This is a genomic window from Afipia dichlorophenoxyacetatis, assembly GCF_055386385.1.
Genome location: NZ_AP029250.1, coordinates 5,714,997 through 5,729,060 on the forward strand (window position 1 = coordinate 5,714,997; position 14,064 = coordinate 5,729,060).

Annotated in this window: 12 protein-coding genes; 5 read left to right on the forward strand and 7 right to left on the reverse strand. The window is 58.5% G+C overall.

From position 1 onward, the window contains the following. Positions 1-35: 35 nt before the first annotated feature. Positions 36-3,050, forward strand: a complete 3,015-nt coding sequence (gene polA, locus ACZ5C3_RS26815) for a DNA polymerase I (RefSeq protein WP_464034133.1) — start codon at positions 36-38, stop codon at positions 3,048-3,050. An 87-nt stretch (positions 3,051-3,137) separates the two neighbouring features. Here polA and ACZ5C3_RS26820 read toward each other — a convergent pair whose 3' ends face one another. After that, positions 3,138-3,764: a glutathione S-transferase family protein gene (locus tag ACZ5C3_RS26820; RefSeq protein ID WP_464044379.1), complete on the reverse strand. Its 627-nt coding sequence runs from the start codon at positions 3,762-3,764 to the stop codon at positions 3,138-3,140. Between the two features lie 111 nt (positions 3,765-3,875). Between ACZ5C3_RS26820 and pyrE the strand changes: the two genes are divergently transcribed. The 3 genes from pyrE to ACZ5C3_RS26835 all read left to right on the forward strand — a co-directional run bounded on the left by pyrE (position 3,876) and on the right by ACZ5C3_RS26835 (position 6,900). Then, the gene (pyrE, locus tag ACZ5C3_RS26825; RefSeq protein WP_464034134.1) at positions 3,876-4,439 is read left to right on the forward strand and encodes an orotate phosphoribosyltransferase; all 564 of its coding nucleotides are present in this window, start codon (positions 3,876-3,878) and stop codon (positions 4,437-4,439) included. Between the two features lie 97 nt (positions 4,440-4,536). Then, positions 4,537-5,961 carry a sodium:proton antiporter gene (locus ACZ5C3_RS26830; protein ID WP_464038440.1) on the forward strand — a complete coding sequence of 475 codons (1,425 nt, stop codon included), beginning with the start codon at positions 4,537-4,539 and terminating at the stop codon, positions 5,959-5,961. Between the two features lie 165 nt (positions 5,962-6,126). After that, positions 6,127-6,900: a DUF2865 domain-containing protein gene (locus ACZ5C3_RS26835; protein WP_464034135.1), complete on the forward strand. Its 774-nt coding sequence runs from the start codon at positions 6,127-6,129 to the stop codon at positions 6,898-6,900. 59 nt (positions 6,901-6,959) lie between these two features. Here ACZ5C3_RS26835 and ACZ5C3_RS26840 read toward each other — a convergent pair whose 3' ends face one another. From ACZ5C3_RS26840 to ACZ5C3_RS26865, 6 genes are all read right to left on the reverse strand, one after another. Then, the gene (locus ACZ5C3_RS26840) at positions 6,960-8,021 is read right to left on the reverse strand and encodes an alpha/beta fold hydrolase (protein WP_464044380.1); all 1,062 of its coding nucleotides are present in this window, start codon (positions 8,019-8,021) and stop codon (positions 6,960-6,962) included. A 187-nt stretch (positions 8,022-8,208) separates the two neighbouring features. After that, a complete protein-coding gene (locus tag ACZ5C3_RS26845; RefSeq protein WP_464044381.1) occupies positions 8,209-8,640 on the reverse strand; it encodes a hypothetical protein in 432 nt (143 codons plus the stop codon). Between the two features lie 222 nt (positions 8,641-8,862). Continuing rightward, the gene (locus ACZ5C3_RS26850; RefSeq protein ID WP_464034138.1) at positions 8,863-9,840 is read right to left on the reverse strand and encodes a formylglycine-generating enzyme family protein; all 978 of its coding nucleotides are present in this window, start codon (positions 9,838-9,840) and stop codon (positions 8,863-8,865) included. Positions 9,841-9,908: 68 nt separating this feature from the next. Then, complete coding sequence (locus ACZ5C3_RS26855; RefSeq protein WP_464034139.1) at positions 9,909-10,325, reverse strand: SgcJ/EcaC family oxidoreductase; 417 nt, start codon at positions 10,323-10,325, stop codon at positions 9,909-9,911. A gap of 168 nt (positions 10,326-10,493) precedes the next feature. Next, positions 10,494-12,110: a phosphoenolpyruvate carboxykinase gene (locus ACZ5C3_RS26860; RefSeq protein ID WP_464034140.1), complete on the reverse strand. Its 1,617-nt coding sequence runs from the start codon at positions 12,108-12,110 to the stop codon at positions 10,494-10,496. Between the two features lie 217 nt (positions 12,111-12,327). After that, positions 12,328-13,065 carry a HugZ family pyridoxamine 5'-phosphate oxidase gene (locus ACZ5C3_RS26865; RefSeq protein WP_464034141.1) on the reverse strand — a complete coding sequence of 246 codons (738 nt, stop codon included), beginning with the start codon at positions 13,063-13,065 and terminating at the stop codon, positions 12,328-12,330. Positions 13,066-13,310: 245 nt separating this feature from the next. Between ACZ5C3_RS26865 and ACZ5C3_RS26870 the strand changes: the two genes are divergently transcribed. Next, positions 13,311-14,012 carry a response regulator transcription factor gene (locus tag ACZ5C3_RS26870; RefSeq protein ID WP_464034142.1) on the forward strand — a complete coding sequence of 234 codons (702 nt, stop codon included), beginning with the start codon at positions 13,311-13,313 and terminating at the stop codon, positions 14,010-14,012. The last annotated feature ends 52 nt before the right edge of the window (positions 14,013-14,064 follow it).

Sequence of the window (14,064 nt, forward strand, 5' to 3'; positions counted from 1 at the left end):
GTGTCAATCGCGGCCAAAAACCTTAAGTTGCCGCCATGTCGAAAAAGCCCGCCACAGCCGCTCAACCCGCCGCCGTCAAAGCCCCCGCCAAAGGCGACCATATCTTTCTGGTCGACGGATCATCGTATATTTTCCGCGCCTATCACGCGCTGCCGCCGCTGAACCGAAAATCCGACGGATTGCAGGTCAACGCTGTGCTCGGCTTCTGCAACATGCTTTGGAAGCTGTTGCGCGACATGCCGCAGGACAATCGGCCCACGCATCTGGCGATCGTCTTCGACAAATCCGAACGAACCTTCCGCAACGAATTTTATCCGGAATACAAGGCCCACCGGCCGCCCGCTCCGGACGACTTGATTCCGCAATTCGCTCTGATCCGTGAGGCTGTTCACGCCTTCGATCTGCCCTGCCTGGAACAGATCGGGTTCGAGGCAGACGACCTGATCGCAACCTATGTGCGCGAGGCGTGTGAGCGCGGCGCCAACGCGACCATCGTCTCCTCGGACAAGGATCTGATGCAGCTCGTGAATGACTGCGTCATGATGTACGACACCATGAAGGATCGCCGCATCGGCATCGCCGAGGTAATCGAGAAGTTCGGTGTGCCGCCTGAGAAAGTTGTCGAGGTGCAGGCGCTGGCAGGTGATTCCGTCGACAACGTCCCCGGCGTGCCCGGCATCGGCATCAAGACCGCCGCGCAGCTCATTACCGAATACGGCGATCTTGAAACGCTGCTGGCTCGGGCTGGCGAGATCAAACAGCCAAAACGGCGCGAAGCCCTGATTGAAAACGCCGAGAAGGCCCGTATTTCGCATAGGCTGGTCTTGCTCGACGACAAGGTGAAACTCGATGTGCCGCTGGATGATCTCGCGGTTCACGAGCCAGATCCGCGCAAGCTGGTTGCGTTCTTAAAGGCGATGGAGTTCTCCACGCTGACCCGACGCGTCGCGGACTATTCGCAGATCGATCCATCTGACGTTCAGCCCGACGAGAAAGTGAAGAGCTCCTTCGCACCTTCGGCAGTGGATGAGGATTCTCCAAGTACGCTGCCGCTCGGCGGTGAGCCGGATGCGTTGGCCGCGGGGACATCGTCGACACGTCAATCGAAACCCGCTGAAGCCAAAGGCGGTGCGGCAAACGAATTGACTCCGAAATCGCTTGCAGCCTTGCGCGCCGCTGAAGCGCTCAAGACGCCTGTCGATCGCGGCAAATACGTCACCGTTCGTACGCTCGAGCAGCTCAATGCATGGATTGCACGCGCGCGGGACATTGGCCATGTCGCTATCGACACTGAGACCACAAGCCTAGACCCGATGCAGGCAGAACTCTGCGGATTTTCGCTGGCGCTTGCTCCGAACGAAGCCTGTTACGTTCCGCTGATCCACAAGCAGGGCGGAGACGGCTCAGGCCTCTTTGCGGGAGGCTTGGCGCCTGATCAGATCAAGATGGAAGACGCCTGCGCCGCACTGAAACCGCTGCTCGAAGACGAGAGTGTTCTGAAGATCGGACAGAACCTCAAATTCGATGCACTGGTATTTGCACAATGCGGCATTCAGTTGCGCTCGCTCGACGATACCATGCTGATCTCCTATGTACTCGACGCCGGACGCAGCCCGCACGGCATGGATCCGTTGTCAGAGCGATGGCTCGGCCACACACCAATCAGCTACGGCGAAGTTGCCGGCACCGGCAAAAATCAGGTGTGCTTCGATCAGGTCTCGATCGAAAAAGCCACGGAATATGCCGCGGAAGATGCGGACGTCACCTTGCGCCTGTGGCGTGCGCTCAAGCCGCGCCTCGCAGCGGAACGCATGAGCGCGGTGTACGAAACTCTCGAGCGGCCGATGGTCAACGTCCTGTCGCGCATGGAGCAGCGTGGCATCACCATCGATCGTCAGGTTTTGTCGCGCCTCTCAGGCGATTTCGCGCAGACAGCGGCACGGCTTGAATCTGAGATCCGCGACCTCGCGGGCGAGCCGATCAATCCGGGAAGCCCCAAGCAGCTCGGCGACATCATGTTCGGCAAGATGGGGATGCCCGGCGGTAGCAAGACCAAGACCGGCGCATGGTCGACGTCTGCGTCCGTTCTTGAGGATCTGGCGGAAGAAGGCCATGAATTCCCGCGCAAGATTCTCGACTGGCGTCAGGTGTCGAAACTCAAGTCGACTTACACCGACGCGCTGCCGACCTATGTACATCCACAGACACACCGGGTGCACACATCCTACGCTCTCGCCGCCACCACCACCGGACGACTGTCGTCGTCAGAACCGAACCTGCAGAACATCCCGGTGCGGAACGAAGAAGGGCGTAAGATTCGCCGCGCCTTCATCGCAACGCCGGGCCACAAGCTGGTGTCAGCAGACTATTCGCAGATCGAATTGCGGCTTCTTGCGGAGATCGCCGATATTCCGGTGCTCAAGCAGGCGTTCCAGGATGGCCTCGACATTCATGCCATGACAGCGTCGGAAATGTTCGGCGTCCCGATCAAGGACATGCCGGGCGAAGTGCGACGCCGCGCCAAAGCGATCAACTTCGGCATCATCTACGGCATCTCGGCGTTCGGTCTGGCCAACCAGCTCGGCATTCCGCGCGAAGAAGCGGGCGCCTACATCAAGAAATACTTCGAGCGCTTTCCCGGAATTCGCGCCTACATGGATCAGACCCGCGATTTCTGTCGCGAGAATGGCTATGTCCAAACACTGTTCGGCAGGAAGTGTCACTATCCGGATATCAAGGCAAGCAACGCGTCAATTCGAGCCTTCAATGAACGCGCGGCAATCAATGCCCGTCTGCAAGGCACGGCCGCGGACATCATTCGCCGCGCCATGATCCGCATGGATGATGCGCTTGCCGCGAAAAAACTCTCCGCGAAAATGCTGCTGCAGGTGCACGACGAATTGATCTTCGAAGTGCCGGACGACGAGGTGGAGAAGACGCTGCCGGTGGTCCAGCATGTGATGCAGGATGCGCCATTCCCGGCAGTCATCCTGTCGGTGCCGCTACAGGTCGATGCCCGCGCCGCGCATAATTGGGATGAGGCGCACTAGATTTCGTCTCCCTTCGCTCACTGAGTGAAGGGAGACGAATTTCACAATGCACTCGGAAACGTTGATGCTCGAATTGAGTAGCCGAAGTTAGTCCAGCTTCGCCTCGAATCCGCGTTTCACAGCCGGCCGCGCCATCAGGGCATTGTACCACCGTTGGACGTTCGGATATTCGCTGAGCGGAACCTTATGGCGTTCGTGCCGCCAGGCCCAGCCGAGGATCGCGAAGTCGGCAATCGACAATCTGTCCGCAACGAATTCGCGCTCTGCGAGACGGCGATCGAGCACGCCATAGAGCCGATGGGTTTCCTTCGAATAGCGCTCTAGGCCGTAGCGGCGATCCTGCTCATTATCGACCATCAGAAAATGGTGCACTTGTCCTGGCATCGGCCCGAAACCACCCATCTGCCACATCAGCCATTCCCACACCGGAATTCGCTCACCCAAATCCTTCGGCAGGAACTTTCCGGTTTTCTCGCCGAGATAGAGCAGAATGGCACCGGATTCGAAGATGCTGACCGGCTTGCCGTGCGGTCCGTCCGGATCGATGATGGCGGGGATACGGTTGTTGGGGCTGATCTTGAGAAATTCCGGGGCGTGCTGCTCACCCTTGGAAATATTGATCGGGTGGATCTTGTAAGGCAGCTCCATTTCCTCGAGTGCGACGCTGATCTTCCGGCCGTTGGGCGTATTCCAGGTGTAGAGGTCGATGGTCATACGATTACCTTGCAGTATGGGCTTCCACTGTTGACGGTGCGCGATCCGCACTGGAATGTCCACGCAACGAGCGCTAAAATTCGATAAAATCCCCCTAGCGTGAGATCACCATTGTCCAACCCTGCCCCCCGCGCACGCCTTGCCGACATCATCCGCACCCGCTCGTTCGGGCGCGGCGAAATCACATTGGCTTCCGGCCGCAAGAGCGATTTTTATTTCAACCTCAAGCCGACCATGCTCGATCCGGAAGGCGCCGCACTACTCGCGGAGCTGTCGCTTGACGCACTGAAGGATGACAAGGCCGATTACATCGGTGGGCTGGAGATGGGCGCGGTTCCGATCGCGGGCGCTATCGCGCAGCTGTCCTGGCTGAAGGGAAATCCGATCTCCGCCTTCTTTGTGCGCAAGAAGCCGAAAGAGCACGGCGCGCGGCTCGCGGTGGAAGGGCTGACGAAGGGCGAGACACTGCAGGGCAAGCGCATCGTCATCGTCGAGGATGTTACCACCACTGGCGGATCAGCCATCAAGGCGGTCGATGCCGTGAAGGATGCCGGTGGCGAAGTTATCCTGGTCTTTACGATGGTGGATCGCGACGAAGGCGCGACAGAGGCCTTCCGTGAAGCCGGCATTCCGTTCCGCTCGCTGTACAAGGCGGGAGAGTTTCTCAAGGGCTGATGCCCTGTCTCTTCCTGACGAAGAGATCGAGTCGGAGCGTGCTGCGGTGGATCGCATTTTCGCATCTCACAACGGGTTGCTCTCCACTCTGCAAAAGATGAAGAAGCTTTTGGGTCGCGGCTTCATTGCCGCGGCCATTTTTTCAGTTCTCCCTGCTCCTGCTTTCGCGGCCGAAGGCCTCAATGGCGCTCAGCTATCATTGACATGGGCTCTGCCATTCCTTGGCATTCTGCTGTGCATCGCCACAGGGCCGGTGTTCTACCCGCACGCGTGGGAACATCATTTCGGAAAATTCACCGCGTTCTGGTCTGCGCTGATTGTTATTTCATTGCTGCTGACGCTGGATATTCACGCCGTCACCACAACATTGGCGCACGCTATATTCACCGAATACATGCCTTTCATCCTGTTGCTGCTGGCGCTGTTCACCACTGCCGGCGGCGTTTATCTGGAAGGAAATCTCCGCGGCAGTGTGCTTACCAATACGCTGCTGCTCGCGGCTGGAGCTGTCATGGCCAGCATCGTCGGGACCACCGGCGCGGCAATGATCCTGATCCGGCCGCTGATCCGCGCCAACGACGATCGCCGTTCCAATGCCCATGTAGTGATATTCTTTATTTTCCTGGTCGCCAATATCGGCGGTGCGTTATCGCCGCTCGGCGATCCGCCGTTATTCATCGGCTTTCTCAAAGGCGTCGATTTTTTCTGGACCACTCAGCACTTGTGGCTTCAGACATTGACGGTCGCCGGCATCGTGCTCGCCGTGTTCATTGTCATTGATACCTATGTGCATCATCGCGAAGGCGGTTTCGTGCGCGTGAAAGATCCCACGCCGGACAGCCCTCTAAGACTGCATGGCAAGATCAATCTTGTTTTGATCCTGATCATCATCGCGGCCATCCTGATGAGCGCGCAGTGGAAGCCAGGCATTGCCTGGTCCGTTATCGGCGTCGAACTCCAGCTTCAGGATCTGCTGCGCGATATCATTTTCGTTGTGGTGACGATCGCGTCTGCAGCACTGACAAGAAAGGAGCATCGCGAAGCTAATGGCTTCACCTGGGGCCCAATTATAGAGGTTGCGATTCTCTTTGCAGGAATCTTCATCTGCATCATCCCGGTCATGGCGATGTTGCAGGCTGGAAGCCAAGGTCCCTTTGCTCCCCTGCTCGCACTCGTTACGCATCCCGACGGCAGCAACAACAATGCTGCATATTTCTGGCTGACGGGCGGGTTGTCGTCGTTCCTCGACAACGCCCCCACCTATCTCGTGTTCTTCCAGCTTGCGGGCGGCGATCCACAGGTGTTGATGACGGCAAAGGCCACGACGCTCGCCGCGATTTCCTCCGGCGCGGTCTTCATGGGCGCCAACACCTACATCGGCAACGCGCCAAACTTCATGGTGTATGCCATCGCGCGACAGGCCGGCGTGAAGATGCCCAGCTTTTTCGGTTACATGCTCTGGTCGGGGCTTGTGCTCATCCCGACATTCGTTCTCGCGACATTCTTGTTTTTCCGCAGTTAGCGCGACTGCTTATTTCCTGCGCACGGCTCGCCTCCCTAACCCCGCGTTTACCATCGCGCATTATTGTTCCACCTGTCGAGGCACCGCCCCGGCGTGGTCAGTGGCGTGGGTGAGGCAAACGTGTTGCGTCAAGAGTTGCGTGTTTCGTGCGTGCGGCGTTGCGTCATGTTCGTTCTTGCCGCTCTCCTCGTTATGCCCGGGGTATTCGTCCCGCGCGCAGCTTCCGCCGGATTCTTCGATTTCCTGTTTGGTGGCGATGAGAAGCCGGCTCCCCGCGGATCGCAGGCCAATTCTTTCGCCGATCCCTTTGGTACAGAAAGCCAGCCAGCACAGCCGCGTACGCCAGTCGCCAGTAGCGGCCGGGGCACGGCCTTCTGCGTGCGAACCTGCGACGGCCGCTATTTCCCGTTGACCATGCGCGGCGGCGCGACACCGGCGCAGATCTGCCAATCATTCTGCCCCGCCAGTGCGACCAAGGTCTTTTCCGGCAGCACGATCGACAACGCCATCGCGGACAGCGGCGAACGTTATGTGAATTCGCCGAACGCGTTTGCTTATCGCAAGGCGTTGAAAGCGGACTGCACCTGCAACGGACGCGACTCTGCAGGCCTTGCCCCGGTCGATCTGTCGCTCGACACCACACTGCGCCCCGGCGACATCGTTGCAACATCGACCGGACTGGTCGCCTATTCCGGGACCAGAACCGCGACCGGCCAGACCGCCGAGTTCACGCCGGTCGCCAATTATCCCGGCCTTACCGCCGATGTTCGCACGCGGTTGGGAGAGATGAAGGTTGCTCCCGTGAGCGCGGAAGTGACCGAAGAAGGCTACATGCCGCCGGACAATGTCGGCACACTGGCGCAGCCTGATTTCACACAGCCGCCAGCCGGCACGCGCGGACCAGCGCTGCGGAAAGACAAGCGCGCTGACCTGAATTGAGCGCGAGCTGTTCAAGCTGCATCCAGCGCCTTTGCGAGGATGCAGCTCTCATTGCTCAGTTACGTTCCCTGCTTCGGCACCGTCTTGAGCAGTTCATCGACCTGCTGCTTGTAGAACTTCGCCATGCCCGTGGTGAGGTGACCACGGGTGTCCTCGCTCGCGGGAATGAGGAACAGCTTGCCGTTCTTCACGCGCTTGAGTTCACGGTCCATGATTCCGGTCTCAGGCGGGTTGCGCTCGTCATCGGCTGAGTTGATCGCGAGCAGTGTCGCCGAAATCTTTTCCAGGCCCGGAGATGCGTTGTAATCGCGCGACGATCCCCACTGATAAAGAAAATCATTGGCATCCGCATTGAACGCTGCAGCCAGACGCTCATCGACCATCTTGTCGGCCTTGTCGCCGGTCGGCGCCAATTTCTGATACGCCAGCGTTCCGCCACCGGTTGCGATGCCGAAGAACACGCTGGCGATTTTCAGGAAGCGCGGCTGCGTGGTGTAGTTGCCGTCGTTGTATTCCGGATCGTTGCGGATGGTCTCGAGCATCATTCGCCGCAACATCCAGTTGCGGCTCGCCATCTCACTCGGCTGCGCGGCCATCGGTACCAGAATGTCAGCGAATTCGGGATGCTTCTCACCGAGCAGCCAGGTGTTCATACCGCCCATCGAATTGCCGATGACCATGCGCACGTGCTTGATGCCGAGACCTTCACTCAGAAGCCGGTACTGCGCATCGACCATGTCGTCATAGTTATACTTGGGGAATTTTGTGCGCAGGCCGTCCGAGGGTTTCGACGATTTGCCGTGGCCAAGCGCGTCAGGAAGAATGATGTAATACTTCGTGGCATCAAGCGGCTGGCCGGGACCGAACATTTCACCCGCGAAGGCCGGATTCAGCATGCTAGCGGCAGAACCGCCGGAACCATGCAACACCACCACCGGCTCACCCGAAGGGTCTCCCACGGTCGCGTAGCTCAACCGCACCTCCGGCATCACTTCGCCTGTGTGAAATTTGAAGTCTTTCGCGATCCACGTGCCCTGTTTCGGCGCGGGATAGTCGGCGGCGCTCGCCGCGAATGATGTCACTACAAATGCGAAAGCCGCCGCCACGCGGAAAAGCTTCATGCCTGTCTCCTGCTATTTCATCCCGGCCAGACTCTAGGCGCAGCATTGCGCTCCCGTTCTGGCTCGATTAGCAAACTACAGGAAGACTCTTCGTCCAGGAAAGGCAGCAGGCATCCGTGCCATAAATTAAAAGATGCCACCGTGAGGGAATAATCGCGGCGTCCCGCGAGATACAGAAAACCGCCTTCTATCGGCCGACAATCACCCCGATCACGTTCGGCGCGGCGAGATACTTCTCTTCCATCTTCATGCGCGCCCGCGCCTTGATTTCCGGCGTCAGCAGACCGCAATGCTCGGCGAGAATCATCCAGCAATACCCCCACCAGTCGGTGAGGATGCCGTTGTCATCGACGAGGTCATAGCCATGCTCGGCCGCGAAGACACGCGCCTTTGCCTCGTCCAGCGTGTCGAGGAATTCGTGGTCCTTGAGTGAGAACAGATCGTCGTCGAAATCGTCGGTCGTATAGCCCCAGATCGACATGCAAACCGCGTTGAACTCGCGATCAATCTGGTCGTCATCCACCAGCCGGGTGCGTGCGGTGATATGCAGGCGCGACAGCGTCCGAGCGAAATCCGCGATGCGCGTGAGCGCCATGTTGTCGAAAGCAATGTTGGACATGTCGTCCCCAAGACCAGTGACAGACCCTAGATATAGTGGCGCAGCCGCACCGAATCGGAATGATATATCAATGGCCTACAAAAATGTTCTTAATTTGTTCTAAACGGTAAAAGATTTACTAACACTCCAAAATGAAAGCAGAACACCCTCCCGGCTGTCCTGCTTCTCACCCCAGCGGCCTGGAAACCAAACGACCTCGCCAGACGAAGACGATTGGCGCTCCTATTTCGCTGCATTCAGCGAGCGCACCACACGCAACCCGACAACGCTTGTGCCGCTGGTTGGACTCGCACTGTCGCGATACCCCGAGCGTATTGTCTGGGCCTGCCAATTCCACCGGCCGCCGCGGATCATGTGCTTGGAGCAATCCCCTTCGAGCCACGGCGAACCATCGGTCGGCGTGTCTTCGTTGTAGCGTTTATTGTAACAATCCTGCGTCCACTCGTAGATATCGCCGTGCACCTGATAGAGGCCAAACGGATTAGGTGCATAAGAGTCCACCGGCTTCGGTCCCTTGCTGTCTTCGCCGCGCGGACCATTGGCATAAGGAATCGACGCCATATAGTTTGCGTCCTGCGGGCCGACGGTTTTGCCGAACCAGAACGGCGTCGTGGTACCGGCGCGGGTGAAATATTCCCGTTCGGATTCACTTGGCAGGCGATAGGTGCGGCCGGTTTTCTTCGAGAGCCACGCCAGATAGGCTTGCGCATTCTCGAAACTCAGGCCCTGAGCGGGTAAACGGCCACGCCCAAAGCCATTGTCGTCTCCACGAACCCCGTTGCAACCGCCATCCGCAAGACACGCATCCCATTCGTCAAACGAGACAGAAAAACGGCCGACCGCAAACGGCTTTGCAATGGTGACCTGGTGAACCGGGTCTTCGCCCTTCCAGCGATCCGGCTCATTCGGCGGTGTGCCCATCATGAAGCTACCCGCAGGCACCACGACCATTTCGGGACATTCCGGACATTCCTTAAAGCTGTCTTTTGGCTTCAACGTCGCTTCGACTTCCGCCGACAGCGGGGCCGTCCCCCACGGCTGAATTTGCTTCGGTGGCGCGACAGGCTCTTTCACCACCGCCTGTTGCTGGCTGACCGGCGGCTTCGATTTGCGGGAATGTTTCTTCGCCGCTAACGCTGGCCCAGATGCCGCCGAGACCATAACAAGCGCAACAACACCCAGCTTAATCAATTTGCTCACAACTGCCTCCAGACGACACATCTTGTCGTGTGTCGCGGCCGCCGGCAGGCTGGTTCAAACGGTCGTTGCTATGGCTGCCCTTCTGGGCGCGGCGAGGAATGGTGATGCGCAATCATCCATTGGCCGTCGCGCTTGACCACCAGCATGGTGAAACGCGAAGGACGCGGCGTGTCGTTCTCCACCGCACGGCTGAATGTGTAGAAGCCGGTGCCGACCACCGCATCGTCGCCGAGCACGATGGTATGCCGCTCCGTGATCGTGTTGCGGCGACCGCTGTCCGGCAGCATCTCGAAGTACTTTCGAATGGCTTCGGTCCCCTGGGAGATGATCGGGCTTGTCGTTCCGAGGAGGATAGCGTCCGACGCATAGAGACTGACAAGCAGATCGCGGTCGTTGGCACTGTAAGCCGCAGACCATCGATCGATGACGGCACTTCCATCTTCTGCCGGTCCGGCCGTGACTACAGTTTGAAATGTCGACGCCATCGATTGCTCCTCATGATCTGATCCGCGCCACTCGTATAGCTTGAGGCATCGCATCGGCTCAACAAAGGAGGCCTCCGAGCATCTAAGCAAAACCCGTCCACGACGGTAGCTTTCAGCAAAAAGGGCGGCTCGATGAGCCGCCCTTTTGTATTCGAGACATTTCGCGACTTATTCCGCGGCGAGCTTGGCTTCCGGCGCGGCAGCAAGAACTTCCGCATCAACATGCTTCTCGAACTTGGCGAAGTTCTTCTGGAACATGCCGACCAGCGCGCGTGCAGTCTTGTCGAACTCCGCCTTGTCCTTCCAGGTGTTGACCGGATCGAGGATCTCAGTCGGCACGCCGTCGAGCTTGGTCGGCACTGCGAAGCCAAAGTACTTGTCGGTGCGGAATTCGGCGTTGCGCAGCGAACCGTTCAGTGCAGCGGTCAGCAGAGCACGCGTCACCTTGATTGGCATGCGGCTGCCGACGCCGTACTTACCGCCGGTCCAGCCGGTGTTCACCACCCAGCAATCGACGTTGTACTTCGCAATCAATTCACGCAGCAGCTTGCCATACTCCGCCGGATCGCGCGGCAGGAACGGCGAACCGAAGCACGCGGAGAATTCCGGCACCGGCTCGTTGCCGAGGCCACGCTCCGTACCGGCCACCTTCGCGGTGTAGCCGGACAGGAAGTGATACATTGCCTGCGCCGGCGTCAGCTTCGCGATCGGCGGCATCACGCCGAATGCGTCGGCAGCGAGCATCACCAGATTCTTCGGGTGCGAAGCGCGGCCGGTGCGCGATGCATTCGGGATGAAATCGAGCGGATAGGCCGAACGGGTGTTTTCGGTCTTCGATCCGTCATCGAAATCGGGCACGCGGGTCTGCGGATCCAGCACCACATTCTCAAGCACCGCGCCGAAGCGAATGCTGGCGTCGAAGATTGCAGGCTCTGCTTCGCGCGACAGCGCGATTGTCTTTGCGTAGCAGCCGCCTTCGAAGTTGAAGATGCCGTCCGGACCCCAGCCGGTTTCATCATCGCCGATCAACGTACGGTTGGGATCAGCCGACAACGTGGTTTTGCCGGTGCCGGAAAGACCGAAGAAAATTGCGGAGTCGCCATCAGGGCCGACGTTTGCCGAGCAGTGCATCGGCATCACGCCCTTCGCAGGCAGGAAGTAGTTCAGCGTCGTAAACACCGACTTCTTCATTTCACCGGCATACTGGCTTCCGGCGATCAGCACGATCTTGCGAGTGAAATCAATCGCGACAATGTTTTCCGACTTGCCGCCGTGACGCTTCGGATCGGCGCGGAAGCTCGGCAGATCGACGATGGTCAGTTCGGGCGCGAAGCTCGCGAGCTCAGCAAACTCCGGACGAATGAGCAGCGTCCGAATAAACAGCGAGTGCCAGGCAAGCTCGGTGTAAACGCGGGTCTTGATGCGATAAGTCGGATCAGCACCACCATAGAGGTCCTGAGCGAAAAGCGTCTTGCCCTTGCAGTGTGCGATGAAGTCGTCGTGCAACGTCTGGAACTGTTCAGAGGTGATGGACTGATTGCCGTCCCACCACATCGTCTTGTCGGTATTGGCATCGCGAACGGTGAACTTGTCTTTCGGACTGCGGCCGGTGAACACACCGGTTTCGGCGCAGAGTGCACCTTCCGCAGTCAGTACGGCTTCACCGGCGCGGATGGCGTGCTCATACAGCGGCGCCGTTCCAAAATTCCAGTTCACCCCACCCAGATCTTTGAAACCGAATTTATCGGCGCCGAAAGCACCGTTGCGCACACCCGACTCTTGCACTTTAGATTCTCCTTTAAAACCGCGTCTCTTTCACGCTCGTCCCAAGCGCTGAATTCGCGGATACCGGGGAACCAATTATAGCTCCCGGGCTTCGATCCCGCGACTTATTAGTGACCAACGCTGGTGTTGCCAAGTCGGTCCCGGAAGTTTGGTTTATTGCATAGCGGGATTGCTGCAAAACAAGTTGGAATTCACAGACTTGGCCAAGTTGACTGGATCAATCGGGTTGCGTTCGAGCCTTGTCTGCAAGGGCCTTCAGTGTTTGCCGCACTGCGGCAAGGGTCGTGACGCAATGCGGGAAGTCCAGCCGCAACGTGCGCGCGTTGTCCTGCATGTCGAGCCCTCCGGGATCGCATCCCGTGCACCGCCACGTGCCCGGTTGTGCACCGAGAAGGTTTGTCGCGTAGAGATTCATTGTCTCGGTGTGATCCGCATTCATGTGCAAAACGATGTCAGGCTCGGCATCGATCAAGGCATCAGCGCCTGTGAGATCGGTCAGGAAATCGCGCGGCGCGAGATCGATGATGCGCCCGAAGCCCGCAACCAGATGAAGCCCTTTCGGCTCGACCCGAAAGAATGAAAAATCCTTGAAGTCGGCGAACATCTCTGCCGATGGATGAGCCGCAAGATAACGACGGCGGAGCTGAGCAACGTTATCGCCGCTTGCTTCTTCGGCGGTGCCTGCAAGCATGATGCGCGCGCCTTCGAGCGGATCGCCGGCGGCACGTTCATCCAGCATCACGGACACGCGCGCATCAGCCAGAATGTTTTTCGTGTGGATCGCAAGCCGCGAAATCAACAGGATCGGCGCGCCATCCGGCGCGGATGCGACATTGATCAACGAGCAGTAGGGATCGCCCGTGCCGGCCATGAGAGTGGCCAGGGCCCCCTGACGGCTGCGGCTCAAAAGCGAACGAGCCAGCCCGGCCGGGTTAAAGTCTGCGGTAGGCTCCATTGCGTGGCCCTAGGACGGTTCGATTAACGGCTTTTTCTTGGCAGAAAGGGGTTATTTCGGCAAATTATGGCCCTATATAGCCAGTACAAACACGAATTCTTTGAGTGTGGGAATTCGGTCACATTTCAGCCCAGCTTGCATTGCTCGTTGCATCGCAAGCGTAACGCCTTATTTCGGGGCATCCGGTTTGAACCGGTAGTCAGAAAAGTCGCCACGCCACAACTATCGATTTGGAAAGCAGATTCATGCCCACAATCGCCTTGGTCGATGACGACCGCAACATTCTCACGTCGGTCTCGATTGCTTTGGAAGCCGAAGGCTACCGCATCATGACCTATACGGATGGCGCGTCCGCCCTCGATGGCTTCAAGACGAGCCCGCCCGATCTCGCCATCCTCGATATCAAAATGCCCCGGATGGACGGCATGGAGACTTTGCGAAGGCTCCGCCAGAAATCCGACTTGCCGGTCATCTTCCTCACCTCGAAGGACGAGGAGATCGACGAGTTGTTCGGCCTCAAGATGGGCGCCGACGACTTTATCCGGAAGCCGTTCTCGCAGCGCCTGTTGGTCGAGCGCGTCAAGGCAGTGCTACGTCGCGCGGTGCCGAAGGATCCGACAGTTGTGCAAAAGGAAATGGACGCCAAGGCGTTGGAACGCGGCTTGCTGCGCATGGATCCTGAACGTCACACCTGTACCTGGAAGAACGAACCTGTGACACTCACCGTCACGGAATTCCTGATCCTTCAAGCACTGGCGACCCGACCAGGTGTTGTGAAAAGCCGCAATGCATTGATGGATGCCGCCTATGACGATCAGGTCTACGTCGATGACCGCACCATCGACAGCCACATCAAGCGGCTCCGGAAGAAGTTCAAGGCCGCCGATGACGATTTCGAGATGATCGAAACGCTTTATGGCGTCGGATATCGGTTCAAGGAAACCTGATCGATCGCATTCGCAGCCGGTTTGCCTCCTGACGAACGCGGATAATTGCGAT

Coding starts and splice junctions, on each gene's coding strand:
- ACZ5C3_RS26845 (WP_464044381.1), bottom strand. CDS start 8,640: ATGTCCAACATTGCTTTCGACAACATGGCGCTCACGCGCATCGCGGAT.
- ACZ5C3_RS26855 (WP_464034139.1), bottom strand. CDS start 10,325: ATGGCGTCGACATTTCAAACTGTAGTCACGGCCGGACCGGCAGAAGAT.
- ACZ5C3_RS26820 (WP_464044379.1), bottom strand. CDS start 3,764: ATGACCATCGACCTCTACACCTGGAATACGCCCAACGGCCGGAAGATC.
- ACZ5C3_RS26865 (WP_464034141.1), bottom strand. CDS start 13,065: ATGGAGCCTACCGCAGACTTTAACCCGGCCGGGCTGGCTCGTTCGCTT.
- ACZ5C3_RS26840 (WP_464044380.1), bottom strand. CDS start 8,021: ATGAAGCTTTTCCGCGTGGCGGCGGCTTTCGCATTTGTAGTGACATCA.
- ACZ5C3_RS26870 (WP_464034142.1), top strand. CDS start 13,311: ATGCCCACAATCGCCTTGGTCGATGACGACCGCAACATTCTCACGTCG.
- polA (WP_464034133.1), top strand. CDS start 36: ATGTCGAAAAAGCCCGCCACAGCCGCTCAACCCGCCGCCGTCAAAGCC.
- ACZ5C3_RS26835 (WP_464034135.1), top strand. CDS start 6,127: ATGTTCGTTCTTGCCGCTCTCCTCGTTATGCCCGGGGTATTCGTCCCG.
- ACZ5C3_RS26830 (WP_464038440.1), top strand. CDS start 4,537: ATGAAGAAGCTTTTGGGTCGCGGCTTCATTGCCGCGGCCATTTTTTCA.